The 26,295-nt window shown below is 59.4% G+C and carries 25 protein-coding genes and 1 pseudogene; 17 read left to right on the top strand and 9 right to left on the bottom strand.

Annotated elements, in window-relative coordinates; all coding sequences use genetic code 11:
* Positions 1–133: pseudogene (locus ACIONG_RS09405) on the bottom strand (peroxiredoxin); the annotation flags it as partial.
* 313 nt (positions 134–446) lie between these two features.
* Here ACIONG_RS09405 and ACIONG_RS09400 point away from each other — a divergent pair.
* Both ACIONG_RS09400 and bfr read left to right on the top strand, forming a co-directional pair.
* Positions 447–665 (top strand): bacterioferritin-associated ferredoxin, encoded by a 219-nt coding sequence (locus tag ACIONG_RS09400; RefSeq protein WP_003227725.1) that lies wholly within the window; start codon positions 447–449, stop codon positions 663–665.
* Positions 666–866: 201 nt separating this feature from the next.
* Positions 867–1,340: a bacterioferritin gene (gene bfr / locus ACIONG_RS09395; protein WP_103305481.1), complete on the top strand. Its 474-nt coding sequence runs from the start codon at positions 867–869 to the stop codon at positions 1,338–1,340.
* Positions 1,341–1,517: 177 nt separating this feature from the next.
* On the opposite strand, the gene grxD is transcribed toward bfr, so the two are convergent.
* From grxD to ACIONG_RS09380, 3 genes are all read right to left on the bottom strand, one after another.
* Positions 1,518–1,859 (bottom strand): Grx4 family monothiol glutaredoxin, encoded by a 342-nt coding sequence (grxD, locus tag ACIONG_RS09390; protein ID WP_016773402.1) that lies wholly within the window; start codon positions 1,857–1,859, stop codon positions 1,518–1,520.
* 97 nt (positions 1,860–1,956) lie between these two features.
* A complete protein-coding gene (locus tag ACIONG_RS09385; RefSeq protein ID WP_401298490.1) occupies positions 1,957–4,062 on the bottom strand; it encodes a molybdopterin oxidoreductase family protein in 2,106 nt (701 codons plus the stop codon).
* A 133-nt stretch (positions 4,063–4,195) separates the two neighbouring features.
* Positions 4,196–4,486 carry a hypothetical protein gene (locus ACIONG_RS09380; RefSeq protein ID WP_401298487.1) on the bottom strand — a complete coding sequence of 97 codons (291 nt, stop codon included), beginning with the start codon at positions 4,484–4,486 and terminating at the stop codon, positions 4,196–4,198.
* A gap of 403 nt (positions 4,487–4,889) precedes the next feature.
* Between ACIONG_RS09380 and argF the strand changes: the two genes are divergently transcribed.
* The gene (gene argF, locus ACIONG_RS09375; protein WP_045123046.1) at positions 4,890–5,810 is read left to right on the top strand and encodes an ornithine carbamoyltransferase; all 921 of its coding nucleotides are present in this window, start codon (positions 4,890–4,892) and stop codon (positions 5,808–5,810) included.
* Positions 5,807–6,916, top strand: a complete 1,110-nt coding sequence (locus ACIONG_RS09370; RefSeq protein ID WP_401298484.1) for an ABC transporter ATP-binding protein — start codon at positions 5,807–5,809, stop codon at positions 6,914–6,916. Before argF ends, ACIONG_RS09370 begins: the two co-directional genes overlap by 4 nt.
* Positions 6,917–7,031: 115 nt before the next feature.
* Here the strand turns inward: ACIONG_RS09370 and ACIONG_RS09365 are convergent, their stop codons facing one another.
* Together ACIONG_RS09365 and ybaK are read right to left on the bottom strand one after the other, a co-directional pair.
* Entirely contained in the window at positions 7,032–7,814 is a 783-nt protein-coding gene (locus ACIONG_RS09365) for a PhzF family phenazine biosynthesis protein (protein ID WP_103305477.1), read from the bottom strand.
* 98 nt (positions 7,815–7,912) lie between these two features.
* Entirely contained in the window at positions 7,913–8,383 is a 471-nt protein-coding gene (gene ybaK / locus ACIONG_RS09360) for a Cys-tRNA(Pro) deacylase (RefSeq protein ID WP_114885222.1), read from the bottom strand.
* 362 nt (positions 8,384–8,745) lie between these two features.
* Here ybaK and ACIONG_RS09355 point away from each other — a divergent pair, with 362 nt between their 5' ends.
* The 4 genes from ACIONG_RS09355 to glpD all read left to right on the top strand — a co-directional run bounded on the left by ACIONG_RS09355 (position 8,746) and on the right by glpD (position 13,838).
* Complete coding sequence (locus ACIONG_RS09355) at positions 8,746–9,597, top strand: MIP/aquaporin family protein (RefSeq protein WP_103305475.1); 852 nt, start codon at positions 8,746–8,748, stop codon at positions 9,595–9,597.
* Between the two features lie 77 nt (positions 9,598–9,674).
* The gene (glpK, locus tag ACIONG_RS09350) at positions 9,675–11,177 is read left to right on the top strand and encodes a glycerol kinase GlpK (RefSeq protein ID WP_103305474.1); all 1,503 of its coding nucleotides are present in this window, start codon (positions 9,675–9,677) and stop codon (positions 11,175–11,177) included.
* A gap of 95 nt (positions 11,178–11,272) precedes the next feature.
* Positions 11,273–12,028: a DeoR/GlpR family transcriptional regulator gene (locus ACIONG_RS09345; protein WP_016986643.1), complete on the top strand. Its 756-nt coding sequence runs from the start codon at positions 11,273–11,275 to the stop codon at positions 12,026–12,028.
* Positions 12,029–12,302: 274 nt separating this feature from the next.
* Positions 12,303–13,838: a glycerol-3-phosphate dehydrogenase gene (gene glpD / locus ACIONG_RS09340; RefSeq protein WP_103305473.1), complete on the top strand. Its 1,536-nt coding sequence runs from the start codon at positions 12,303–12,305 to the stop codon at positions 13,836–13,838.
* Between the two features lie 204 nt (positions 13,839–14,042).
* Here the strand turns inward: glpD and ACIONG_RS09335 are convergent, their stop codons facing one another.
* Positions 14,043–14,930, bottom strand: a complete 888-nt coding sequence (locus ACIONG_RS09335) for a LysR substrate-binding domain-containing protein (protein WP_401298551.1) — start codon at positions 14,928–14,930, stop codon at positions 14,043–14,045.
* Positions 14,931–15,035: 105 nt separating this feature from the next.
* On the opposite strand from ACIONG_RS09335, the gene ACIONG_RS09330 reads away from it, so the two are divergent.
* The 9 genes from ACIONG_RS09330 to ACIONG_RS09290 all read left to right on the top strand — a co-directional run bounded on the left by ACIONG_RS09330 (position 15,036) and on the right by ACIONG_RS09290 (position 24,038).
* Positions 15,036–16,403 carry an MFS transporter gene (locus ACIONG_RS09330; protein ID WP_401298477.1) on the top strand — a complete coding sequence of 456 codons (1,368 nt, stop codon included), beginning with the start codon at positions 15,036–15,038 and terminating at the stop codon, positions 16,401–16,403.
* Complete coding sequence (locus ACIONG_RS09325) at positions 16,384–16,797, top strand: DUF4440 domain-containing protein (RefSeq protein WP_401298474.1); 414 nt, start codon at positions 16,384–16,386, stop codon at positions 16,795–16,797. Before ACIONG_RS09330 ends, ACIONG_RS09325 begins: the two co-directional genes overlap by 20 nt.
* A gap of 260 nt (positions 16,798–17,057) precedes the next feature.
* Positions 17,058–17,972, top strand: a complete 915-nt coding sequence (locus ACIONG_RS09320) for a glutamate/aspartate ABC transporter substrate-binding protein (protein WP_401298472.1) — start codon at positions 17,058–17,060, stop codon at positions 17,970–17,972.
* A 194-nt stretch (positions 17,973–18,166) separates the two neighbouring features.
* On the top strand, positions 18,167–18,913 hold the full coding sequence (locus ACIONG_RS09315; RefSeq protein ID WP_103305469.1) for an amino acid ABC transporter permease: 747 nt from the start codon (positions 18,167–18,169) through the stop codon (positions 18,911–18,913).
* Positions 18,913–19,584, top strand: a complete 672-nt coding sequence (locus ACIONG_RS09310) for an amino acid ABC transporter permease (RefSeq protein ID WP_103305468.1) — start codon at positions 18,913–18,915, stop codon at positions 19,582–19,584. Before ACIONG_RS09315 ends, ACIONG_RS09310 begins: the two co-directional genes overlap by 1 nt.
* Positions 19,581–20,315 (top strand): amino acid ABC transporter ATP-binding protein, encoded by a 735-nt coding sequence (locus tag ACIONG_RS09305; protein WP_007927141.1) that lies wholly within the window; start codon positions 19,581–19,583, stop codon positions 20,313–20,315. Before ACIONG_RS09310 ends, ACIONG_RS09305 begins: the two co-directional genes overlap by 4 nt.
* A gap of 158 nt (positions 20,316–20,473) precedes the next feature.
* Positions 20,474–22,375: an ATP-binding protein gene (locus tag ACIONG_RS09300; RefSeq protein WP_401298467.1), complete on the top strand. Its 1,902-nt coding sequence runs from the start codon at positions 20,474–20,476 to the stop codon at positions 22,373–22,375.
* Positions 22,372–23,700: a sigma-54 dependent transcriptional regulator gene (locus ACIONG_RS09295; RefSeq protein ID WP_103305466.1), complete on the top strand. Its 1,329-nt coding sequence runs from the start codon at positions 22,372–22,374 to the stop codon at positions 23,698–23,700. The genes ACIONG_RS09300 and ACIONG_RS09295 overlap by 4 nt, the downstream gene beginning before the upstream one ends.
* Before the next feature lie 8 nt (positions 23,701–23,708).
* Entirely contained in the window at positions 23,709–24,038 is a 330-nt protein-coding gene (locus tag ACIONG_RS09290; RefSeq protein ID WP_177431437.1) for a GlpM family protein, read from the top strand.
* Between the two features lie 198 nt (positions 24,039–24,236).
* On the opposite strand, the gene ACIONG_RS09285 is transcribed toward ACIONG_RS09290, so the two are convergent.
* Both ACIONG_RS09285 and ACIONG_RS09280 read right to left on the bottom strand, forming a co-directional pair.
* On the bottom strand, positions 24,237–24,902 hold the full coding sequence (locus ACIONG_RS09285) for a DsbA family oxidoreductase (RefSeq protein WP_103305464.1): 666 nt from the start codon (positions 24,900–24,902) through the stop codon (positions 24,237–24,239).
* Between the two features lie 161 nt (positions 24,903–25,063).
* Positions 25,064–26,098 carry an alpha/beta fold hydrolase gene (locus ACIONG_RS09280; RefSeq protein ID WP_213026470.1) on the bottom strand — a complete coding sequence of 345 codons (1,035 nt, stop codon included), beginning with the start codon at positions 26,096–26,098 and terminating at the stop codon, positions 25,064–25,066.
* Positions 26,099–26,295: the final 197 nt, after the last annotated feature.

Below are 26,295 nucleotides of genomic sequence, written 5' to 3'. Positions count from 1 at the left end.
AATGATACAACAAAACAAATCCAAATAAGACAATGAAGTACGAGCAAAGAGTGAAGCTGTCAACGATCTCGCCATTGCCGAGTACGGCCGGGACGGTGAAGTCAGGGTCTTGTTTGCCTACGAGTACGCTCATTGATATCTCCTGGTGTAAAAACTTGAAGTTCAGGGTCCGGGCCAGCCTGCCACCCTCAGGCGACAGCCCTGTGACACGAACCCCCTTCGCAAGGGCCGACCATCATACACTGCGTTTTTGGCCTGTCCTTAACGGTTTTTTAAAGCAGCGGTTAACGGCGCTGCATTTACGGGGCCAGGCAGATGGCCAGTCATTACCGCTCGTCAGTCACGCGCAAATCCTGCGCAAAGCTTTCCGAAAGCACTTTGACAATCATTCTCGTTAACATTAAGATCCATCGCAATTGAGTCACAACCAGCGACGGTTCTCACTTATGTATGTTTGTCTCTGCACTGGCGTCACCGACGGACAGATCCGCGAAGCGATCTATGAAGGTTGCTGCAGCTATAAAGAAGTCCGCCAGGCCACCGGCGTCGCCAGCCAATGCGGCAAATGTGCCTGCCTTGCCAAGGAAGTCGTACGCGAAACCCTGACCAAGCTGCAAACCGCCCAGGCTGCGATCCCCTATCCTGTAGAATTTACCGCTGCGTAAATTACCCCTATTTCAAAGAACCGGACTTATGTCCGGTTTTTTTATGCCTGAAAATCAATTGGTTAGCGTCTAGACGCGGAACACAAACATTCTTATTCCGATTAATTTTCATATATTATTCAATAACTTAGGTTTGACACTTATAAGTACGAAGCTCAAACTCCGCCTTATATACAGCTATTACAGGGCAGGACTCCGATCATGAAAGGCGACATTACAGTCATCCAGCATCTCAACAAGATCCTTGCCAATGAGCTGGTCGCGATCAATCAGTACTTCCTGCATGCACGCATGTATGAAGATTGGGGCCTGAACAAGCTGGGCAAGCACGAGTACAAAGAATCCATCGACGAGATGAAGCACGCGGACAAGCTGATCAAGCGCATCCTGTTCCTCGAAGGCCTGCCGAACGTGCAGGACCTCGGCAAGCTGCACATCGGCGAGCACACCCGGGAAATGCTGGAGTGCGACCTGCGCATCGAGAAGACCGGCCACGCTGATCTGAAAGCCGCGATCGCTCATTGCGAAACCGTTGGCGATTTCGGCAGCCGCGAACTGCTCGAAGATATTCTCGAATCCGAAGAAGAACACATCGACTGGCTGGAAACCCAACTGGGCCTGATCGATAAAGTCGGTCTTGAGAACTATCTGCAATCGCAGATGGGCGAAGAGTAAGTTAGCGCCCGCTAAACACGAGACACTAAAAAGCCCCGCCCTCTTTCGAGGCGCGGGGCTTTTTATTGGCTGCAGATCAAAAGATCACAGCCTCGTTTCACTCGACAGCTCCTACAGGGAGCAGGTGCCGGGTAAAACCAGTGTGAGAGCCAGATTGCTGGCTCTCACAGAGGCCGATCAGGCTTCCGACTTGTTCGCAGCAGCCGCTTCGACAGCCGCCTTGATGGTGCTTTGCAGCGAACCGTCAGCAGCCATCTCGGTCATGATGTCGCTACCGCCGACCAGTTCACCGCCGACCCACAGTTGTGGGAAAGTCGGCCAGTTGGCGTACTTTGGCAGGTTGGCGCGGATTTCCGGGTTCTGCAGGATGTCCACGTACGCAAACTTTTCGCCACACGCCATCACAGCCTGTGCAGCTTTCGCGGAGAAGCCACATTGTGGGGCATTCGGCGAACCTTTCATGTAAAGCAGAATGGTGTTGTTGGCAATCTGCTCTTTAATCGTTTCGATGATATCCATGGAGCACCTCGGCTGAACTTTCCGACTCATGGGTCGGCACGGTGGCGCATTGTAACGGAATCCCGAGCGCCCTGCTCGGTCTCCCCGACAGACATGCTCACGCCGCCGCGACGGTCACCGGCACGCCATTCAGCGCGGCATTGCCGGACAACTCGTCGAGCTGACATTCATCGGTCAGATCGTTCGCGCTCGAACCCGGCTGGCCGCTGGCAATCGCCATCTGCACCCCCGGCCTTGCATGTCCCCAACCGTGCGGCAGGCTGACCACGCCTTTCATCATGTCCAGACTGCCGAGCACTTCCACTTCGATCTGCCCGACCCGCGAGCTCACACGCACCAACTGCCCATCGTTGAGGCCTCGGCTGGCAAGATCGTCCGGATGCATCAACAACTGATGACGCGGCTTGCCCTTCACCAGACGGTGATAGTTGTGCATCCATGAATTGTTACTGCGCACATGGCGGCGCCCGATCATCAGCAGTTCATCGGCGGCTGGCGCCCGTAAGGCGGCGAAGCGTGCGAGGTCGGCGAGGATCTCGGGGGGCGCAGCCTGCACGCGCTGATCAGGCGTTTTTAAACGCTTGGCCAGATTCGGCTTCAATGCTCCAAGGTCTAGCCCGTGGGGATGATCGAACAGTGTCGTCAGCGACAGTTTGTGTTCGGAGGCATCGCCGTAGAAACCCATGCGCAGGCCCATGTCGATCATCTTCGCCGGTGGCATGGTCGGCTTCAGCTCCTTGCCGGTCTTCTCGGCAAAGGCCTTGGCCAGGCCGACGAAGATCTCCCAGTCATGCAGCGCGCCTTCGGGCTTGGCGAGGATTGCGCGATTGAAGCGGGTCACGTTGCGCACCGCGAACAGGTTGAACGTGGTGTCGTAGTGATCGTTCTCCAGCGCCGAGGTCGACGGCAGGATCAGATCGGCGTAACGCGTGGTCTCGTTGATGTACAGGTCGATGCTGACCATGAACTCCAGACCATCAAGCGCTTGCTCCAACTGCCGCCCGTTCGGCGTCGACAGCACCGGGTTGCCGGCGACGGTAATCAGTGCACGGATCTGCCCCTCGCCTTCGGTGAGCATCTCTTCGGCCAGCGCCGAGACCGGTAACTCACCGCCATACTCGGGACGGCCCGACACACGACTTTGCCATTTGTTGAAATGCCCGCCGGAGGTCGACGCCACCAGATCCACCGCCGGTTCGGTACACAGCGCACCACCGACCCGGTCGAGGTTGCCGGTGACCAGATTGATCAACTGCACCACCCAGTGGCACAACGTGCCGAACGCCTGGGTAGAAACGCCCATACGTCCGTAACACACGGCGCTCGGCGCAGCGGCAAAGTCGCGGGCCAGCCGACGGATCTGCTCGGCAGGCACGGCGCACAATGGACTCATGGCTTCGGCAGTGAACGACGCCACGGCCGTGCGAACCTCGTCCAGACCCTCGACCGGCAAATGACTGCCGCGGACCAGGCCTTCGTCAAACAGCGTGTTGAGCAGCCCGAACAGCAATGCAGCATCACCACCGGGACGCACGAACAGATGCTGATCGGCCATCGCAGCCGTCTCGCTGCGCCGTGGATCGACCACCACGACCTTGCCGCCGCGCGCCTGAATCGCTTTCAGGCGTTTTTCAACATCTGGCACGGTCATGATGCTGCCGTTGGACGCCAGCGGATTACCGCCGAGAATCAGCATGAAATCGGTGTGATCGATGTCCGGGATCGGCAACAGCAAACCGTGGCCGTACATCAGGTAGCTGCTGAGGTGATGGGGCAACTGATCGACCGAGGTGGCGGAGAAGCGATTGCGGGTTTTCAGCAGGCCGAGAAAGTAATTGCTGTGGGTCATCAGCCCGTAATTGTGCACGCTCGGATTGCCCTGATACACCGCGACAGCATTCTGCCCATGTCGCTCCTGAATCGCCGCCAGCCGCTCGGCTACCAGTGCAAATGCCTCGTCCCACTCGATTGGCAGCCATTCACTGCCGACCCGGCGCATTGGCTGACGCAGGCGATCGGGATCATTCTGAATGTCTTGCAGGGCGACGGCTTTGGGACAGATATGGCCACGACTGAAGGTGTCGAGGGCATCACCCTTGATCGAGGTGATCGCGACATGGCCGTCGGTTTCAGTGGTTTCGATGGTCAGACCGCAAATGGCTTCGCACAGGTGGCAGGCACGGTGATGGAGAGTCTTGGTCATGGCCAGTCTCTGTTGTGTTCTGGGCAGGCAACAACGCCTGCGGGAACAAAACTATGGCCCGTGCGCCAGCCAGGCGCCAGCGACGTTCGTCTTGTGAATCGACGACCATCAGGCGAGCCGATAGCCCGTCGAATCAGTTCGGTGGCAACTGCGGCGGCGCCTGCAACTGGATTTCCTGAATGGTTTCGATCTGCTCGTGAGCGACGTGTACGCCGGTGAGCTCGCCGATGAGGCGCCAGTGCTCGTCAAGCCCGGCACTGATCGTCGCCATGCGGTCGATCATCTGGCGGCTGGCAGCCTTGACCACGTCATCTTCGCTGCGCAACAACTCGAAGGACATGGAGGTGACCGACGCGGTGAGATGGGTCAGGGAGCGAGCCGTGTGGCCCAGCAACTCCATCAACAGTTTTTCTTTCGATTCCATTCAAAGGCTTCCTGCGTCGCTCGAAAGGTAGTTATAACCCAGCACTTTGCTTTAGCAAATGTTTCAGCCTGCGCATCCGACCAAGCGAATCTGCAACCACTCGGTCTCGAACCGACCAAAGCGCTGCATCCGCGTCACGCCGGATTGCCAAGCCCCGGGACGCCAGTGTACAAAGTGCTTCGCTGCTGTCCTGAACCCGGCTTCAAATGCGTTACTGCACCGTGCAGTCCGCCCTCCGAATCCCACAACAAAAGTAGCCTATTGGAAAAACGCGACATTTAGTGTCAATATCGCGCCTTCCCCTATTTCGTCGCCCCCGTGCGGCTTACGCCGCAGGTCTCGCCCGTTGTTCCGTTAAACAAGGCTTTGAGCATCTGCGGTTTGTAGCAAAAGGTAGTCAATGATGAGCGCAAGGCACTTTCTCTCCCTGATGGATTGCACGCCCGAAGAGCTGGTCAGCGTGATCCGTCGAGGCGTTGAGCTCAAGGACCTGCGTAACCGCGGCGTACTGTTCGAGCCTCTGAAAAACCGCGTGCTGGGGATGATCTTCGAGAAATCCTCGACCCGTACCCGGATCTCCTTCGAGGCGGGCATGATCCAGCTCGGCGGTCAGGCGATCTTCCTGTCGCCGCGTGATACGCAACTGGGCCGTGGCGAGCCAATCGGCGACTGCGCCATTGTCATGTCGAGCATGCTCGATGCGGTGATGATCCGTACCTTTGCCCACAGCACCCTGACCGAATTCGCCGCCAACTCGCGCGTGCCGGTGATCAACGGACTGTCCGATGACCTGCACCCGTGCCAGTTGCTGGCCGACATGCAAACCTTTCTTGAGCACCGTGGCTCGATCCAGGGCAAGACCGTGGCCTGGATCGGCGACGGCAACAACATGTGCAACAGCTATATAGAAGCGGCGATCCAGTTCGACTTCCAGTTGCGTGTCGCCTGCCCGGAAGGTTACGAGCCGAATCCTGAATTCGTGGCCAAGGCCGGCGATCGCGTGACCATCGTCCGCGATCCGCAGGATGCCGTGCGCGGCGCGCATCTGGTCAGCACCGACGTCTGGACCTCGATGGGCCAGGAAGAGGAAACTGCCAAGCGCCTCAAGCTGTTCGCACCGTTCCAGGTCAACCGTGCCCTGCTCGACCTCGCTGCCGAGGACGTGCTGTTCATGCACTGCCTGCCGGCGCACCGTGGCGAAGAAATCAGTCTCGACCTGCTTGATGACCCGCGCTCCGTCGCCTGGGATCAGGCAGAAAACCGTCTCCACGCACAGAAGGCCCTGCTCGAGTTCCTCGTCGAACCGGCATATCACCACGCATGAGCCATGAATTACTGCTGAACCTGCGCAACCTCGCTTGCGGCTATCAAGATCAACGAGTGGTGCAGAACCTCAATCTGCACCTCAATGCCGGTGACATCGGCTGCCTGCTCGGCTCGTCCGGCTGCGGCAAGACCACCACGTTGCGCGCCATTGCCGGTTTCGAGCCGGTGCACGAAGGTGAAATCACCCTGGGTGGCAAAACCATTTCCAGCGCCGGTTTCACCTTGGCGCCGGAGAAACGCCGGATCGGCATGGTGTTTCAGGACTACGCGCTGTTCCCGCACCTGAGCGTCGCGGACAACATCGCGTTCGGCATTCGCAAACACCCGCAAAAAGATCGCGTCACCGAAGAATTGCTCGAACTGGTCAACCTGAAAAACCTCGGCAAGCGCTTCCCACACGAGCTGTCCGGCGGCCAGCAGCAACGCGTGGCCCTCGCTCGGGCCCTGGCGCCCGAGCCGCAACTGCTATTGCTGGATGAGCCGTTTTCCAACCTCGACGGCGAGTTGCGCCGCAAGCTCAGCCACGAAGTGCGCGACATCCTCAAGGCTCGCGGCACCAGTGCGATTCTGGTGACCCACGATCAGGAAGAAGCCTTTGCCGTGAGCGATCACGTCGGCGTCTTCAAGGAAGGTCGGCTGGAGCAGTGGGACACGCCGTACAACCTGTATCACGAGCCGGCGACGCCGTTCGTGGCAAGTTTCATCGGTCAGGGTTATTTCATTCGCGGCCAGCTCGCCAGCCCGGAATCGGTGCAGACCGAACTCGGCGAACTGCGTGGCAATCGTGCCTATACCTGGCCGATTGGCGGCGCAGTGGATGTGTTGCTGCGCCCGGATGACATCGTTTATGCGCCGGATAGTGCGCTGAAGGCACGGATTGTCGGCAAGACTTTCCTTGGTGCTTCGACGCTGTATCGCCTGCAATTGCCGACCGGTGCGCAGTTGGAGTCGATTTTCCCGAGCCATGCTGACCATCAGCTGGGTGCGCAAGTGGGGATTCGGGTTGCAGCTGAACATCTGGTGTTGTTCCAGGCCTCGGGCAGCACCGCCGCGCAGATTCCGGTGGTGGAAAACGGCGTGCGCCGCTACAGCACTGCACTCTGATCCAACACCATTGCCCTGTAGGAGTGAGCCTGCTCGCGATCGCGGTACATCCGTCACAGAAGATTTGACTGATATACCGTGATCGCGAGCAGGCTCACTCCTACAGGGGGTTGCGTTAACCGAGGATCAGGGTGCCGCTCGCCACGAGCGTGGCATGGCCACCGATCTTCACCCGCTCACCCTCAAGCCGACAGAACAACTCGCCACCCCGCGCCGAGCGCTGGCAGGCGGTCAGGCTCGACTTGCCCAGACGTTTTGACCAATACGGAATCAGGCTGCAATGGGTCGAACCGGTGACCGGATCTTCGTTGATGCCAATTGCCGGAGCGAAGTAGCGCGAGACGAAATCGTGCTGGTTGCCGCGCGCGGTGACGATCGCCCCAAGCCACGGCAGCTTGGCCAGTGCGACCATGTCCGGTTTGCAGTCGAGCACGGCCTGCTCCGACTCCAGTACCACAAACAGCTCGTTGGAGCCGAGTACATCCACCGCTTCAACGCCCAGCGCCCGTTCGACATCCAGCGTCACGCCAATTTCCGAAGGCACGATTGACGGGAAGTCCAGCCACAAGCGGCCATCCTCACGACTGACACTCAGCGGCCCGGACTTGCAAATGAAGTCCAGACGCTCAGCAGTTTCCTTGTAGATCTCGAACAGCACATAAGCGCTGGCCAGCGTCGCGTGGCCGCACAACGGTACTTCGGTGGTCGGGGTGAACCAGCGGATATGCCACGCCGAACCTTCACGCACCAAAAACGCGGTTTCCGCCAGATTGTGTTCGGCGGCGATCTTCTGCATCAACTCATCCGCGAGCCACGCGTCGAGCCGATAGACCATCGCCGGGTTGCCACTGAATGGCCGATCACTGAATGCGTCGACCTGATGAAAATCAAGCTGCATAACCTACTCCCTGAGTCAGTCGGCAGAGCATGCAGCGCTGGCCGGGTCAGCGCCAGTGACAGAACCGGCCAATTTTCTTCATACAGCGCTGGTTTCTCTTACGCGCGACCGATGTCGGCGAATTTGGCTTGGGTATGTTCAGCCAGCACGGCAGGTGCCAGTTCAACTTCCAGCCCGCGCCGACCGGCGCTGACATAAATAGTCGCAAAAGCCTGAGCCGAGTTATCGATGAAGGTACGCAGGCGTTTCTTCTGCCCCAGCGGACTGATGCCACCCAACAGATAACCGGTGGAGCGCTGCGCCGCTGCCGGATCCGCCATCTCGACTTTTTTCACCCCTGCCGCATGCGCCAGACCTTTGAGGTCGAGACTTCCGACGACCGGCACCACCGCCACCAACAATTCGCCCTTTTCACTGGCAGCCAGCAGCGTCTTGAACACCTGCGCCGGCTCAAGCCCCAGCTTTTCTGCGGCCTCCAGCCCATAGGACGCGGCCTTCGGGTCATGTTCGTAACTGTGCACGCGATGTTCGGCACGAACTTTTTTCAACAAGTCCAACGCAGGGGTCATGGCAGCTCCAGGCTTGGCAGTGGCAGAAAAATCCTGCGCCGGATTCTAGGCGATCAGATCACAAAAGGCTCTAGTTCAACGCCGCGTTTCCCGTGGCCTGCAGACTTACCAGAACGATGGGGAACACCGCTCACCGAGGATCATTCATGGCGCTAATAGTTTTATTGTGACCGACAGTTCACTTTCGACCTTTGACAGGTTTGTTTCTTGTCTATATTTTTTCGAATCTGAATAATGTAAGAATTATGGTTACCGCAGCACTCAGCAGTAAACCGGGAACAGGATGGGGATCCTGCCCCGGGGAAAATCGCGCCTTGCCCTGTCGGCAAAGCGCCAGACAACAACAAAAATCGAGGTTTTCAATGACAACTGCTTTACAGCAACCAACGCTCTCGGGCCAATGCCTGGCCGAGTTTCTGGGTACTGCCTTACTGATCTTTTTCGGTACCGGCTGCGTCGCCGCGCTCAAAGTCGCGGGCGCCAGCTTCGGTCTGTGGGAAATCAGCATCATCTGGGGCGTCGGCGTAAGCATGGCGATCTACCTCACCGCTGGCGTTTCCGGCGCACATCTGAACCCGGCCGTGAGCATCGCGCTGACCATCTTCGCCGACTTCGAAAAACGCAAACTGCCGTTCTACATCCTGTCGCAGATTGCCGGCGCCTTCTGCGGCGCGCTGTTGGTTTACACGCTGTACAGCAACCTGTTCTTCGATTTCGAACAAACTCACCAAATGGTTCGCGGCTCGGCTGCCAGCCTGGAGTTGGCGTCGGTGTTCTCCACCTTCCCGAACCCGGTGCTGTCCACCGCCCAGGCCTTTCTGGTCGAGATGATCATCACCGCCATCCTGATGGGCGTGATCATGGCCCTGACCGACGATAACAACGGCTTGCCGAAAGGCCCGATGGCGCCGCTGCTGATTGGTTTGCTGATCGCCGTAATCGGCAGCTCGATGGGCCCACTGACCGGTTTTGCGATGAACCCGGCACGTGACTTCGGTCCTAAACTGATGACTTTCTTCGCGGGCTGGGGTGAAATTTCCTTCACTGGCGGTCGCGATATTCCGTACTTCCTGATTCCGATTTTTGCACCGATTGTCGGTGCCTGCCTCGGCGCTGCCGGGTATCGCGGGCTCATCGCCCGTCACCTGACCGGCGCCACACCTGCTACAAAGGATGCAGAACCGGCCATTGACGGCAAACCAAGAACTTCTTGAAACAGTCGGCGCAGGCTCCTGCCAGATAGAGCCTGCGCCCCGGCCCACTCTCCCTTATTTCGTCCAAGGCAATCGACATGACCGACATTCAGAATAAGAACTACATCATTGCCCTCGATCAGGGTACGACCAGCTCCCGCGCGATCATTTTCGACCGCGACGCGAACGTGGTCTGCACCGCCCAGCGTGAATTCGCTCAGCATTACCCGCAAGCCGGTTGGGTCGAACACGACCCGATGGAAATCTTCGCCACCCAGAGCGCGGTGATGGTTGAAGCGCTGGCCCAGGCCGGCCTGCATCACGATCAGGTAGCCGCCATCGGCATCACCAACCAGCGTGAAACCACCGTGGTCTGGGACAAGACCACCGGCCGTCCGGTCTACAACGCCATCGTCTGGCAGTGCCGCCGCAGCACCGAGATCTGCCAGCAGCTCAAGCGTGATGGCCACGAAGACTATATCCGCGACAATACCGGTCTGGTCACCGACCCGTACTTCTCCGGCACCAAGCTGAAGTGGATCCTCGACAACGTCGAAGGCAGCCGCGAGCGTGCGCGCAACGGCGAACTGCTGTTCGGCACCGTCGATAGCTGGCTGATCTGGAAATTCACCGGTGGCAAGGTGCACGTCACCGACTACACCAACGCCTCGCGCACCATGCTCTTCAACATTCACTCGCTGGAGTGGGACGCGAAGATGCTGGAGATCCTCGATATCCCGCGCGAGATGCTCCCGGAAGTCAAAGCCTCGTCGGAAATCTACGGCCGCACCAAGAGCGGCATCGCCATCGGCGGGATCGCCGGCGACCAGCAAGCAGCACTGTTCGGCCAGATGTGCGTCGAGCCGGGCCAGGCGAAAAACACCTACGGCACCGGTTGCTTCCTGCTGATGAACACTGGCGACAAAGCAGTGAAATCCAAGCACGGCATGCTCACTACCATCGCCTGCGGCCCGCGTGGCGAAGTCGCCTATGCCCTGGAAGGTGCGGTGTTCAACGGCGGTTCGACCGTGCAGTGGCTGCGTGATGAACTGAAAATCATCAACGACGCCCACGACACCGAATACTTCGCCAATAAAGTGAAGGACAGCAACGGCGTGTACCTGGTACCGGCCTTCACCGGTCTGGGCGCTCCGTACTGGGACCCGTATGCCCGTGGTGCGCTGTTCGGCCTGACGCGCGGTGTACGTGTTGACCACATCATCCGTGCTGCGCTGGAATCGATCGCTTACCAGACCCGCGACGTGCTCGACGCCATGCAACAGGACTCCGGCGAACGCCTCAAGGCCCTGCGCGTGGACGGCGGCGCGGTAGCGAACAACTTCCTGATGCAGTTCCAGGCCGACATCCTTGGCACGCAGGTCGAGCGCCCGCAAATGCGCGAAACCACAGCACTCGGCGCGGCTTATCTGGCCGGTCTGGCCTGCGGTTTCTGGGGCAGCCTGGACGAACTGCGCGGCAAGGCCGTGATCGAGCGTGAGTTCGAACCGAGCCTGGACGAAGTGGAGAAAGAGAAGCTGTACAAAGGCTGGAAAAAAGCCGTCAGCCGCACCCGTGACTGGGCGCGTGAAGACGCTGAATAAGCCAACCTTCAGATCCAGATAGGCATCTAACTGGTAGGGAGCGGATTCCTGCGGCATCATGGGCAAATTTTGCACGGCAGCCCAAAGGAAGCCCCATGAATCTGCCTCCCCGTCAGCAGCAAATCCTCGAGCTGGTCCGCGAACGCGGCTATGTGAGCATCGAGGAGATGGCCACGCTGTTCGTTGTTACCCCGCAAACCATCCGCCGCGACATCAATCAGCTCGCGGAAGCCAATCTGCTACGTCGCTACCATGGCGGCGCGGCCTATGATTCCAGTGTCGAAAACACTGCCTATGCGATGCGCGCCGATCAGATGCGCGACGAAAAACAACGCATCGGTGAAGCGATCGCCGCACAGATCCCCGATCATGCCTCGCTGTTCATCAACATCGGTACCACTACCGAATCGATTGCCCGCGCCCTGCTCAATCACAATCACCTGAAGATCATCACCAACAACCTGCACGTGGCGTCGATGCTCAGTGCCAAGGATGATTTCGACGTGCTGTTGACTGGCGGCAATGTGCGCCGCGATGGCGGTGTGGTGGGTCAGGCGAGCGTGGACTTCATCAATCAGTTCAAGGTTGATTTTGCGCTGGTCGGTATCAGTGGCATCGACGAGGACGGCAGCCTGCTCGACTTCGATTATCAGGAAGTGCGGGTTTCCCAGGCGATCATTGCCAATGCGCGCCAGGTGATCCTGGCAGCGGACTCGAGCAAGTTCGGGCGTAACGCGATGATCCGCCTCGGCCCGATCAGCCTGATCGATTGTCTGGTGACCGATCAGCAGCCAGTGCCGGCGCTGGCGCAGTTGCTGACACAGCACAAAATTCGTCTGGAAGTCGTTTAACCCCTCGTTCCCACGCTCTGCGTGGGAATGCCGCCCGGGACGCTCTGCGTCCCATCTCAAAAGCCAACGCAGAGCGTCGATGGATGCATTCCCACGCGGAGCATGGGAACGATCTGCCTGTGAATGTTCGAAAATTTTCCTTTACCTGCCCTTCGATGAGTATTTTCAATCGAAGGCGACTGGCTGTGCGCGTGTTTATGGGCTACCATTTTCGCAAATGAACATTCATGTTCGATTTCCAATACAGAAAATCAAAAGAGCCCGAGGCCAGCCGATGTCCACATCTACCTTGCGTACGCCCCCTATCTCCGAGATCTACGACCTCGCCGTCATCGGCGGCGGGATCAATGGCGTGGGGATCGCAGCGGATGCCGCCGGTCGCGGGCTTTCGGTGTTCCTTTGCGAAAAGGATGACTTGGCCAGCCACACGTCGTCAGCCAGCAGCAAGCTGATCCACGGTGGCCTGCGCTACCTCGAACATTACGAATTCCGTCTGGTGCGCGAAGCGCTGGCCGAGCGCGAAGTGTTGCTGGCCAAGGCGCCGCACATCGTCAAGCCAATGCGCTTCGTGCTGCCGCACCGTCCGCACCTGCGTCCGGCGTGGATGATCCGTGCCGGCCTGTTCCTGTATGACAACCTCGGCAAGCGCGAAAAACTGCCGGGTTCGAAAAGCCTGAAGTTCGGTGCCGATAGCGCGTTGAAAAGCGAAATCAAGAAAGGCTTCGAATACTCCGACTGCTGGGTCGACGACGCCCGCCTCGTTGTCCTCAACGCCATGGCCGCCCGTGAAAAAGGCGCCCACGTCCACACCCAGACCCGTTGCGTCAGCGCCCGCCGCGCCAAAGGCCTGTGGCACCTGAACCTGGAACGCGCCGACGGCAGCCTGTTTTCGATCACCGCCAAAGCGCTGGTGAACGCGGCCGGCCCGTGGGTGGCCAAGTTCATCCGTGACGATCTGAAGATGGAATCGCCGTACGGCATCCGCTTGATTCAGGGCAGCCACATCATCGTGCCGAAGCTGTACGAAGGTGATCACGCGCACATTCTGCAAAACGAAGATCAGCGCATCGTTTTCACCATTCCGTACCTGAACCATTTCACCCTGATCGGCACCACCGACCGTGAATACACCGGTGATCCAGCGAAAGTGGCAATCACCGAAGGCGAAACCGATTACCTGTTGAAAGTGGTCAACGCCCACTTCAAGAAGCAAATCAGCCGCGACGACATCCAGCACAGTTACTCGGGCGTACGACCGCTGTGCAACGACGAATCCGACAACCCTTCGGCCGTCACCCGCGATTACACCCTGGCACTGTCGGGCAGCAGTGAAGAAGCGCCGCTGCTGTCGGTGTTCGGCGGCAAGCTGACCACCTACCGCAAACTCGCCGAGTCGGCGATGGCGCAGCTGCTGCCGTTCTTCACCCAGATGCGTCCGAGTTGGACGGCCACGGCCACCCTGCCCGGCGGCGAAGACATGACTACGCCGCAAGCCTTGAGCGCGCTGATCCGCGACAAGTTCGACTTCGTGCCAACCGAGATCGCCCGCCGCTGGGCCACTACCTACGGCAGCCGTACCTGGCGCATGCTTGAAGGTGTGGAAACCCTGGCGGACATGGGCGAACACCTCGGCGGCGGGCTCTATACCCGTGAAGTCGATTACCTGTGCAGCGAAGAATGGGCGACGACGGCCCACGACATTCTCTGGCGCCGGAGCAAACTGGGGCTGTTCACCACCCCGGCCGAACAGGAAAAACTGGCGGCGTATCTGGGTAAGGTCGAGCAGAACCGCAAGATCGAAGCGGCCTGACTTGAGCAGCGCTTAAACGAAAGCCCCTGAATCGCGAGATTCAGGGGCTTTTTCTTTTCTCAGGATCAGGCGCTGACCTGTGGCGAGGGGATTTATCCCCGATGGGTCGCGCAGCGGCCCCTCACTTGAAACAAAAGCGGGGCTGCTAAGCAGCCCATCGGGGATAAATCCCCTCGCCACAAGGCTGCACCACCACCAGCGATGTCAGCGCGCCAGATGCAACAGCAGAAAATCAATAAACACCCGCGACTTGTGCGGCAAGTGCGCCGTGTTGGGAAACACCACATTGATCGACCGCTGCGGCAACGAATACGCCGGCAACAAGCGAATCAACCGTCCACTGGCAAGGTCATCCTCGATCAGCCACTTCGGCAGCACCGACACCCCAAGCGACGACAGGGCCATCGAACGCATTGCCGCCGAAGAATTGGTTTCGAAGTGATGCACACCGCTGACCTCGACGCCCTGCCCTCGCTCATCGCGCATTAACCACTGGGTCGGCGTCTGCAGATTGCTGTTGGCGATCCATGGCACACCACTCAGGTCCTGTGGCTCGCGCACCGGATGACGACCGAGAAATTGCTCGGTGGCGACCAGGACGATTTCATAGTCAGCAATCTTGCGACTCTTGAACGCCGAGTCGGCCAGGCGGCCCAGACGAATCACCAGATCAAGCTTCTCCGCCACCAGATCATTCAATGAAGAGTTGACGTGGTAGCTCAGCCTGATCTGCGGATAGGTCTGCAAAAACAACGGGATCAACGGCAGGATGTATTTCTCGCCGTACTCACTGGTCGAACTGATCCGCAACTTGCCGGACACCCGATTGCTGCCCTTCAGGACGTTATCAAAGGCACTGTCGATATCGGCGACGATTTCCTTGAACTCGTTATAGAAGCTCTGACCGGTTTCAGTCAGCGCTACCGTGCGGGTCGTGCGGATCAGCAGCGTAGTGGCCAACGCCTCTTCCAGCGCCTTGATGTGCAGGCTGGCCATGGCCCTGCTGATATTCAGGTAATCGGCAGCCTTGGTGAAAGAGCCCAGATCGACGATCGCGAGAAACGTCTGGACCCGATTCAAATGCCCGTGCATGGCGCCCTGATTCACTGTCAAATCCCTTCAAACATTGTGTTCAGCCCCATTGCATCGACGCCCGGAGTCTATCGCCCCTAAGCTCGCCGACAAAGGGGAAACACCATGAGTTATCGCTACAAGGTCGCGTCGATCTTCCTGATCGGCTTCTTTATCGACTGCATCAATATCTTCATGTCGGCCGTGGCCTTGCCCAGCCTGTCGGCGACGCTGCACGTCAGCAGCGCGTCCGTGGCGTGGGTCGCCAACGCCTACATTCTCGGGCTGACCCTGATCATCCCACTGAGCACTTGGCTGGCCGCGCGTTTCGATAGCCGGAACGTGCTCACCGCTTCAATGCTGCTGTTCAGCGTAGCGGTGTGGATGTGCGGGCTGGCGAACAGTTTCGCGGAACTGGTGATCTGGCGTTTCGTGCAGGGCATCGGTGGCGGTCTGTTGATACCGGTCGGGCAGGCGCTGACGTTCAATCTGTTTCAGGGTGAGCAACGAGCGAAGATCTCCACGCTGGTGATGGCGGTTGCGCTGATTGCCCCGGCGATTTCACCGACGGTTGGCGGCTTCATCGTCGACAGCAGTTCATGGCGCTGGGTGTTTTACAGCAATGTGCCGTTCTCGCTGATCGCAGCCGGTTTATCGTGGTGGTGGATCAAGGAAGCGAAGCCGGGCGACCTGTCACGCCCGGACATCAAAGGCCTGTTGCTGGTGAGTACGGCACTCGCCAGCCTGCTGATGGGCATGTCGCTGTATGGCGGCGACTCCCGGACATTGCTGGCCATGGCCTGCATCGCAGCGGGCCTGCTGTTCATAGCGCTGTACCTGCGCCATTACCGCCAGTCGCGCCACGCAATCATCGATCTGAGCTTGCTCAGCAGCACGCGGCTCAGCACGTCGATCTTCATCTATTACGCGATTCCCGGCGTGTTCACCGGGGTCAATCTGTTGAGCATCTTCTTCCTGCAAAACACCCTGCACTTCAGCGCCCGGCTGACCGGCGCATTCATGATTGTCTACGCCATCGGCGCGTTCATCGCGATGACCATTGGCGGCCGGGTCTACAACCGGATCGGCGCCAAGCGCCTGTTCATCCTCGGCATGCTGTTGCACAGCGCCGGCATCGTCACCCTCACACAGGTGAATGCGCCGAGCGATCTCTGGCTGATTGTCATCGCCTACAGCCTGATGGGCATTGGCGGCGGCATCGGTGCCAACACCGCGCAAACCACCTCACTGATGGATTTCAACGGCAGCGACACGCACAAGGCCAGCGTGATCTGGAACATCAATCGGCAGATGTCATTCAGCCTCGGTGCCGCGCTGTTTCTGATGATTTTCAACCTGCTGCTCAAGCCGTTCGACACCCCTTCGGCCTATCACGCGACGTTTGCGATTGCGGCGTTGGTCGGCCTGTTCCCGCTGTTTTTTATGAGTCAATTGAACCCTGCAAAGGCAAACCATGAACAACAACCCGATTGAACTAGCGCAACACAGCATTCACCACGTGCATGAACTGATTCACCGCGTGTTTACCGATACTGACGGCAGCGGCGCAGCCACCATCGCACCGCTGATGGATGCCTTCGCCAAGGACTTCAGCATGGTCGCCACCTCGGGGGTGACGGTTGATCGGGCGCAGGTAGAACAACTGTTCAGGCGAAATGTGGGTGGCAGGCCGGGGCTTGAGATCGTCATCAGTGACCTGCACACGGTCTGGCAGGAAGGCGAGACGATTGCGCTGAGCTATACCGAAACCCATCGCCAGGGTGAGAACGTCACCTCACGCGTCTCGGTAGCGATTCTGCGAGTCCAGGCAGACCGTGTTGAGTGGCAATACCTGCATGAAACTGCGTTCACCCCGACTAACGGTTAAAAGCTCGTTCGGTTTTCCGAACGCGACTTTGCGGTCGATTCGGTTAACCGGATCAGTTGTTGCGAAAAATACCGCCACAAAAACTTAATCACCTTGTAAATCAGCCAGTTAACCTTCGGCGACTGGTCTGGCACGACTCATGCTCTACACTCTCTCGACGAATGCCTGCTGTGCCAACACTTCAGGAGCCGTCAGGCATTCGAAGCACAAAAGGGCCGACAAACTGGCTCCATAAAAAAAACAATGTCGAGGAAAATTTGATGCGCATCGTTCCCCATATCCTGGGCGCAGCCATTGCTGCCGCTCTGATCAGCACGCCAGTTTTCGCCGCCGAACTCACCGGCACCCTGAAGAAGATCAAAGAGTCCGGTGTGATCACCCTGGGCCACCGCGACGCCTCCATCCCGTTTTCCTACATCGCTGATGCGTCGGGCAAGCCAGTCGGCTACTCCCACGACATCCAGGTGGCCATCGTCGAAGCGATCAAAAAAGACCTCGACCTGCCAAACCTGCAAGTCAAATACAACCTGGTGACCTCGCAAACCCGTATCCCGCTGGTGCAGAACGGCACCGTGGACGTCGAGTGCGGCTCCACCACCAACAACGTCGAGCGTCAGCAGCAAGTTGACTTCTCCGTCGGCATCTTCGAAATCGGTACTCGCCTGCTGTCCAAGAAAGGCTCCCAGTACAAGGATTTCGATGACCTGAAAGGCAAGAACGTCGTGACCACCGCCGGCACCACGTCCGAGCGCATCCTCAAGTCGATGAACGCCGACAAGCAGATGGGCATGAACGTCATCTCCGCCAAAGACCACGGCGAATCCTTCCAGATGCTGGAATCGGGTCGTGCCGTTGCATTCATGATGGACGACGCCCTGCTGGCCGGCGAAGCCGCCAAAGCCAAGAAGGCTGATGACTGGGCCGTCACCGGCACCCCACAGTCGTACGAAATCTACGGTTGCATGATGCGCAAAGGCGACGAGCCGTTCAAAAAGGCTGTCGACGACGCGATCAAGGCGACCTACGCATCGGGCGCGATCAACAAGATCTACGACAAGTGGTTCATGCAACCGATCCCGCCAAAAGGCCTGAACCTGAACTTCCCGATGAGCGACGAACTCAAGGCCCTGATCGCCAATCCGACCGACAAAGCGGCTGACGACAAGAAATCCTGATTTCTGACTAACCTTATCTCCTGAAGGGGCGCAGCCCTTTCAGGAGTTTGTCACTCCCTGCTGGCACTTTTTTTGGAAACACTCGAACCGGTGGCTGTCGAGCCGATCGCGTGTGCCTGATCTTCACGATCAGGGAGGGAACGGAGTTCCCCAAGCGGGCACTTGTACATCGATCGAATCGAGGGGAGACCCTAATGAATTACAACTGGGACTGGGGCGTGTTCTTCAAGTCCACCGGCGTGGGCAGCGAGACTTATCTCGACTGGTTCATCTCCGGGCTGGGCTGGACCATTGCCATCGCCATCGTGGCCTGGATCATCGCCCTGCTGCTGGGCTCGATACTGGGTGTCATGCGCACCGTGCCGAACCGCATCGTGTCGGGCATTGCGACCTGCTACGTCGAGCTGTTCCGTAACGTGCCGCTGCTGGTTCAGCTGTTCATCTGGTACTTCCTGGTGCCTGATCTGCTGCCGCCGGATCTGCAAGAGTGGTACAAGCAGGACCTCAACCCGACCACCTCGGCTTACCTGAGCGTCGTCGTGTGCCTGGGCCTGTTCACCGCCGCGCGCGTCTGCGAACAAGTGCGCACCGGCATCCAGGCGCTGCCGCGTGGCCAGGAATCGGCCGCTCGTGCGATGGGTTTCAAGCTGCCACAGATCTACTGGAACGTGCTGCTGCCCCAGGCCTACCGGATCATCATTCCGCCGCTCACCTCGGAATTTCTGAACGTGTTCAAGAACTCCTCCGTGGCGTCCTTGATCGGTCTGATGGAACTGCTCGCACAGACCAAACAGACCGCCGAATTCTCGGCCAACCTGTTCGAAGCGTTCACCCTGGCGACCCTGATCTATTTCACCCTGAACATGAGCCTGATGCTGCTGATGCGCCTGGTCGAGAAGAAAGTTGCCGTGCCCGGCCTGATCTCCGTGGGGGGTAAATAATGGAATTCGATTTCAGTGGCATCGTCCCGGCCATTCCCGGTTTGTGGAACGGCATGGTGATGACCCTCAAGCTGATGGCCATGGGCGTGGTGGGCGGGATCATTCTCGGCACCATTCTCGCGCTGTGCCGGCTGTCGCATAACAAACTGTTGTCGAACGTTGCCGGCGCGTACGTCAACTATTTCCGTTCGATCCCGCTGCTGCTGGTGATCACCTGGTTCTATCTGGCGGTGCCGTTCGTGCTGCGCTGGATCACCGGCGAAGACACCCCGATCGGCGCGTTCACCTCGTGCATCGTCGCGTTCATGATGTTCGAAGCGGCGTACTTCTGCGAAATCGTCCGGGCCGGCGTGCAGTCGATCCCGAAAGGCCAGATGGGCGCGGCGCAAGCGCTGGGCATGAGCTACGGGCAGATGATGCGCCTGATCATCCTGCCCCAGGCGTTCCGCAAGATGACCCCGTTGCTGCTGCAACAGTCGATCATCCTGTTCCAGGACACCTCGCTGGTTTACACCGTGGGCCTGGTGGACTTCCTCAACGCGTCCCGCGCCAGTGGCGACATCATTGGCCGCTCCAATGAGTTCCTGATTTTCGCGGGGCTCGTGTACTTCATCATCAGCTTCGCCGCCTCGCGGTTGGTCAAGCGTCTGCAAAAAAGGTTCGCCGTATGATCTCTATCAAGAACATCAACAAGTGGTATGGGGACTTCCAGGTGCTGACTGATTGCAGCACCGAGGTCAAAAAAGGCGAAGTGATCGTGGTCTGCGGCCCGTCGGGTTCCGGCAAATCGACCCTGATCAAATGCGTCAACGCGCTGGAACCGTTCCAGAAAGGCGACATCGTCGTCGACGGCACTTCGATTGCCGACCCGAAGACCAACCTGCCGAAACTGCGTTCGCGCGTGGGCATGGTGTTCCAGCATTTCGAACTGTTCCCGCACCTGACCATCACCGAAAACCTGACCATCGCGCAGATCAAGGTGTTGGGCCGCAGCAAGGAAGAGGCGACCAAGAAAGGTCTGCAACTGCTCGAGCGCGTTGGCTTGTCGGCCCACGCCCACAAGCACCCGGGCCAACTGTCCGGCGGTCAGCAACAGCGTGTGGCGATTGCCCGTGCGCTGGCGATGGACCCGATCGTCATGCTGTTCGACGAGCCGACCTCGGCGCTCGACCCGGAGATGGTCAACGAAGTGCTCGACGTGATGGTGCAACTGGCTCACGAAGGCATGACCATGATGTGCGTGACCCACGAAATGGGTTTCGCCCGCAAAGTGGCTGACCGCGTGATTTTCATGGACGCCGGCAAAATCATCGAAGACTGCCCGAAAGAAGAGTTCTTCGGCGACATCAACGCCCGCTCCGAACGCGCGCAGCACTTCCTCGAGAAAATCCTGCAGCACTAAAAGCACCGCGATCCCTGTGGGAGCGGGCTTGCCCGCGATGGGGCCCTGTCAATCGACCATGATGTCGACTGTCAGACCGCTATCGCTGGCAAGCCAGCTCCCACAGGGGACGGTGTTCGCTATCAGGTAAGTGTTGTGGTTGACCCAAGGCATCTGTGATGAAATGCGACCCCACTCTCTATCGCGCCGCGCCGCCATCACTTGCCGTGAAGCCCCGTCTGATTCGTCATCTGTTCCTGCCGCCACTGGTCATCGCGCTGATGATCGGCCTGGGTTTTATCGGCTTCTGGACCAGTGAGCATTTCGGCATTCGCAGCCTTAGCGAGAACGGCCAGCGTCAGCTGGAACTGCACGCCCGCGCGGTCGAAAGCGAGATCAGCAAATACACCTACCTGCCCAGCCTGCTGGAACTGGAAACCAGTGTCCCGCAACTGCTGGCCGAGCCGACGCCGGAACACCGGCAAACGGTCAACGACTACCTCGAAGGCCTGAACCGGCGCAGCCGCAGTCGGGCCATCTATGTGATGGACACCACCGGCCGCGTCATGGCCACCAGCAACTGGCGCGATGTCGACAGTTACCTGGGTGAAGACCTGTCCTTCCGCGCCTATTTTCAAAAAGCCGTCCGTGGCGAACCCGGGCGTTTCTACGGCATCGGCAGCACTAACGGCGAACCCGGCTACTACCTCGCCCATGGTCTCGAAGAACACGGCAAGATCGTCGGCGTCGCCGTGGTCAAGGTGCGCCTCGAAGCCATGGAAGAACGCTGGCAACGGGCGCGTCTCGAAGCGTTTGTCAGCGATGAAAACGGCATCATCATTCTCTCCAGCGATCCGGCCCGGCGCCTCAAATCGGTAGTGCCGTTGAGTGACGAGACTAAAGAAAAACTCGCCCGCAGCCTGCAGTACTACTGGTTCCCGCTCAACGAACTGCAACCGCTGGCCCGCGAAACATTGGCCGAGGGCGTAGAAAAACTCACCTTCCCGGCCAACAGCGAAGTTGATTCCGACGAAGAAAACATCAGTTATCTGGCGCAGACCCGCCCCTTGAGCGATACGCCGTGGAATTTCACCCTGCTCACGCCGTTGCAGGACCTGCGCCGTGAAGCGATCAATCAGGGGATTCTGGTCGCCGTCGCGTTTGCCTTGGTGGCGTTTCTGCTGATCGCCTGGAACGAACGGCGCAAGGTCATCGCCACCCGCCTCGCCGCCCGCGAAGCCCTGCAGGAAGCCAACAACCAACTGGAGCGTCGGATTACCGAACGCACCGCCGACCTGCGCGCCAGCAACGATCGATTGAAAAGCCAGATCCGCGAACGGCGCCAGGCTGAAGAGACTTTGCGCCGCGCTCAGGATGAACTGGTCCAGGCCGGAAAACTGGCCGCCATTGGCCAGATGTCCACCAGCATCGCCCACGAATTGAATCAGCCACTGGCGGCGATGCGCACGTTGTCGGGCAACACCGTACGTTTTCTGGAGCGTGGGCAGCTCGATGTCGCCAGCACCAATCTCAAGACCATCAACGACCTGATCGACCGCATGGGCCGGATCACCGCCAGCCTGCGTTCGTTTGCCCGCCGGGGTGACAACCAGGGCCAGGCCAGCCTCGGCAAAGCCGTGGACGCGGCGCTGCAGTTGCTCGGCGCACGGCTGGAAAACCCGGCATTGCAACTGCACCGGCAATTTATTGATGTGCAGTTGCACATTGACCAGACCCGCCTCGAACAGATTCTGGTCAACCTGATCGGCAATGCCCTCGACGCCATGCAAGCGCAACCGCTGCCACAACTGTGGCTGGAAGGTGAAGAGTTCAACGGCAAATATCGCCTTCGGGTGCGCGACAACGGCCACGGTGTCGATGCCGAAGCGCGCAAGCATCTGTTCGAACCGTTCTTCACCACCAAACCCGGCGAGCAAGGCCTGGGTCTGGGCCTGACCCTTTCCGCCAGCCTCGCCGCCGCCACCGGTGGCCATCTGGGTGTCGAACACCCCGGTGGCGGTGGTACCACCTTCGTCCTCAGTTTACCGTTGGTAAGCCCTACTCCTGCCGAGCCAATATGAACCACGACCTTAGTGTGCTGATCGTCGAAGACGACCCCCATGTGCTGCTCGGCTGCCAGCAAGCGCTGACACTGGAAGACATTCCCTGCGTCGGTGTCGGCAGTGCCGAAGAGGCGCTGGAGCGTGTCGGCGACAACTTTGCCGGGATCGTCATCAGCGACATTCGCCTGCCGGGCATCGATGGCCTGGAGTTGCTGACCCGCCTCAAGCAGCGCGACCGCAGCCTGCCGGTGGTGCTGATCACCGGCCACGGCGACATCTCCATGGCGGTCGGCGCGATGCAGAAAGGCGCCTACGACTTCATGGAAAAACCGTTCTCGCCGGAGCGTCTGGTCGACGTCGCCCGCCGTGCGCTGGAGCAACGCAGCCTCGCGCGCGAAGTCTCGTCGTTGCGTCGGCAACTGGCCGAGCGCGACTCCCTTGAAGGCCGGATCATCGGCCGTTCGCCGGCCATGCAGAACCTGCGTGAACTGATCGCCAACGTCGCCGACACTTCGGCCAACGTCTTGATCGAAGGCGAGACTGGCACGGGTAAGGAATTGGTCGCCCGTTGCCTGCACGATTTCAGCCGCCGTCACAGCAAGCAGTTCGTCGCGTTGAACTGCGGTGGTCTGCCGGAAAACCTTTTCGAAAGCGAGATCTTCGGCCACGAGGCCAACGCCTTTACCGGCGCCGGCAAACGCCGTATCGGCAAGATCGAACACGCCGACGGCGGCACGCTGTTCCTCGATGAGGTGGAAAGCATGCCGCTGCCGTTGCAGATCAAACTGCTGCGCGTGCTGCAGGAACGCACCCTCGAACGCCTCGGCTCGAACCAGAGCGTGGCGGTGGATTGCCGGGTGATCGCAGCGACCAAATCCGACCTCGACGAATCGAGCAAGGCCGGCGAATTCCGCAGCGACCTGTATTACCGCCTCAACGTGGTCACGCTGGAATTGCCGCCATTGCGCGAGCGCCGCGAAGACATCCTGCAACTGTTCGAACACTTCACCCAGCAGTCGGCCCTGCGCTTCGACCGCGCCTTGCCGGAACTGGACAACCAGACCCTGTCGAGCCTGATGAGCCACGACTGGCCAGGCAACGTGCGTGAATTGCGCAATGTCGCCGAACGCTTCGCCCTCGGCCTGCCGGCCTTCAAGAAGTCCGGCGCGGGCAGTGCGGGGCAGGGTCTGGCGTTTGCCGAAGCGGTGGAAGCGTTCGAGCGCAACCTGCTCAGCGACGCCCTGCACCGCAGCGGCGGCAACCTGACCCAGGCCAGCCTGGAGCTGGGCATGGCCAAGACCACGCTGTTCGACAAAGTCAAAAAATACGGGTTGAGCCACTGATGGATCTGTTGCTGAAAGCCGCACTCGGTGCCGCGGTTGTCGTGATTCTCGCGGCACTGGCCAAGACCAGAAACTATTACATCGCGGGCCTGGTGCCGCTGTTTCCGACGTTTGCGCTGATCGCCCATTACATCGTTGGCAAGGGGCGCTCGGTGGATGATCTGAAGACCACCATCGTCTTCGGGATGTGGTCGATCATTCCGTATTTTGTGTATCTGGCGACGTTGTATGTGATGGTCGACCGGTTAAGGCTGGAGGCTTCGCTGGCAGTGGCGGCGGTAGCGTGGTTGATGGCCGCCACTGTGTTGGTGACCGTTTGGGTGCGCCTGCACAGCTGACCCTCACCCCAGCCCTCTCCCTCCGGGAGAGGGGGCGAGGTGTCTTGCGTCTGACATCGACCTGAAAGATCCAGTCGATTATGGATTCGCTACAACACCCTCAGGTCGGCGTATCACTCCAGCATCCCCCATTCAGTCCCCTCTCCCTCTGGGCGGTCCGACGTTTCGGGAGGGTCAGGGTGAGGGGCTTTTAGCTTTTCAGTTGACGGTGCCACCTTTTGACTCAGCCATAATCTGCCGAATCGCGCCGACAAACGTCTCCACCGGCTGTCCACCCGTCACCGCGTACTGGCCGTTAAATACCACCGTCGGCACCGAACTCACCCCGCGCTGCAACCACAATTGCTCGTCTTCGCGCACCTGGTCGGCAAATTCATCGGACGCCAGAATCGCCTCGGCACGCTGACGATCCAGCCCGACACTTTCAGCAATCTGCACCAGTTGGCCGTGATCGGAAGGATTGCCGCCATCGCTGAAATAAGCCCTGAACAACGCCTCCTTCAACGGCAACTGCAACCCCTCAAGCCCGGCCCAATGCAGCAAGCGGTGCGCATCGAAGGTGTTGTAGATGCGACTGTTGCCGTTGGTGCGAAAGGCAAACCCGAGTTCGGCGCCACGGGCACGAATCGCCTCGCGATTCTTCTGCGACTGCTCCGGCGTCGAGCCGTATTTCTCGCCGATGTGCTCGGTAATGTTCTGCCCTTGCGGGCCCATCTTCGGGTTCAGTTCGAACGGCTGGAAATGAATGTTGGCCTGCACTTCGTTACGCAGGATCTCCAGCGCCTGCAGCAAGCCGTACAGACCGACGACGCACCAGGGGCAGGAAACGTCGCTGACGAAGTCGATGTTCAGAGTGGAATTCATGACTCACCTCGCACGGCAAAATCCAGACGATACACCTGTCAGGTCTTGCAGCGACAGTGATGGCCCTATCGCTGGCAAGCCAGCTCCCACAAGGATCAAACCGAACCTGTGGGAGGGGGCTTGCTCCCGAAGGCGCCAGAGCAGACACCGCGAAATTTCAGTTACAGCAGATTCCCGCCTACCACCGGCTCAATCTGCGCCCAGTGCGAAGTGTCTTCACGGTGCGCCTGCAAATACGGCAACACTGCCGCCAGCAGCGGTGCCTTGAAGGCCTCTTGAAAGCGATGCGCCAACCCGGGAATCAGCTTCAACTGGCTGCCACGAATATGTGCCGCCAGATGCACGCCATGCATCACCGGCAGCAAAGGATCGGCCGTGCCATGCACCACCAGCGTCGGCACCCGCAATTGATTGAGCAGGGCTACCCGGCTCGGCTCCGCCAGGATCGCCATGATCTGACGTTTGACCCCTTCGGGATTGAACGCACGGTCATACGACGCCGCCGCTTGTTGCAGCAAAACCTGTCGATCATCGGTGACCGCCGGGCTGCCCAGCGCGGCCAGCAAGTCAGCTTGTTGCTCCAGCGCCACCTCGCGGTTGGGCGCGCCGCGTCGCGACAATAACTGCACCAGCGCCGCACTCGGCGCCGGCAAACCTTCGGCACCGGAACTGGTCATGATCAACGTCAGGCTCTCGACCCGCTGCGGCGCCATCGCGGCCAGGTGCTGGGCGATCATCCCGCCCATGCTCGCGCCCAGCACATGGAATTGCTCGACGTGCAACGCATCCATCAAACCCAGCGCATCGTCGGCCATGTCGGTCAACGTGTACGGCGCCGCCACCGGCAACCCGAGTTTGTAGCGCAACACTTCAAAGGTCAGATTGGCCTCGACCGGGGCCTGCCGCCAGGTCGACAGACCGACATCGCGGTTGTCATAGCGGATCACCCGAAAGCCCTGCTGACACAGCGCCACCACCACTTCGTCCGGCCAGTGAATCAACTGCCCACCCAGGCCCATCACCAGCAGCAGCGCCGGGTCCGACGCCCGGCCAATGCTCTGGTAGGCCAGGCTCACCTGCGCCAGGTCGACCCGTTCGGTCGGCACATTGACGTCGCACCGTGAGGCGGCGTAGGCCGGCGAGCCGAACAAAAGCGCGGCCAGCACGGCCGCGATCGAGAGAAAAAACTTACCCATGAAAAACACCGAAACGCAGAACCCCAGTAGAGCGCGAGTCTGATGAAGTTTGTACAAGCGCGCTGCCACAGTTCGATGACAGTTTGATGAAGAGTGCCGAGCGGTCATCGCCCAGGCGATAACTATCTACCGCCATGGCCGAGCGCTTTCGCCGTTGAATGGCTCAGGACCGGAGCGCCTCCGCCGCTCCCCACCGC

Origin of the sequence: Pseudomonas sp. NPDC087817 (assembly GCF_044742875.1) — a bacterium.
Classification (GTDB): Bacteria; Pseudomonadota; Gammaproteobacteria; order Pseudomonadales; family Pseudomonadaceae; genus Aquipseudomonas.
Note: the sequence above shows the minus strand (reverse complement) of the source record. Positions and strands in the feature narration are given on the sequence as shown.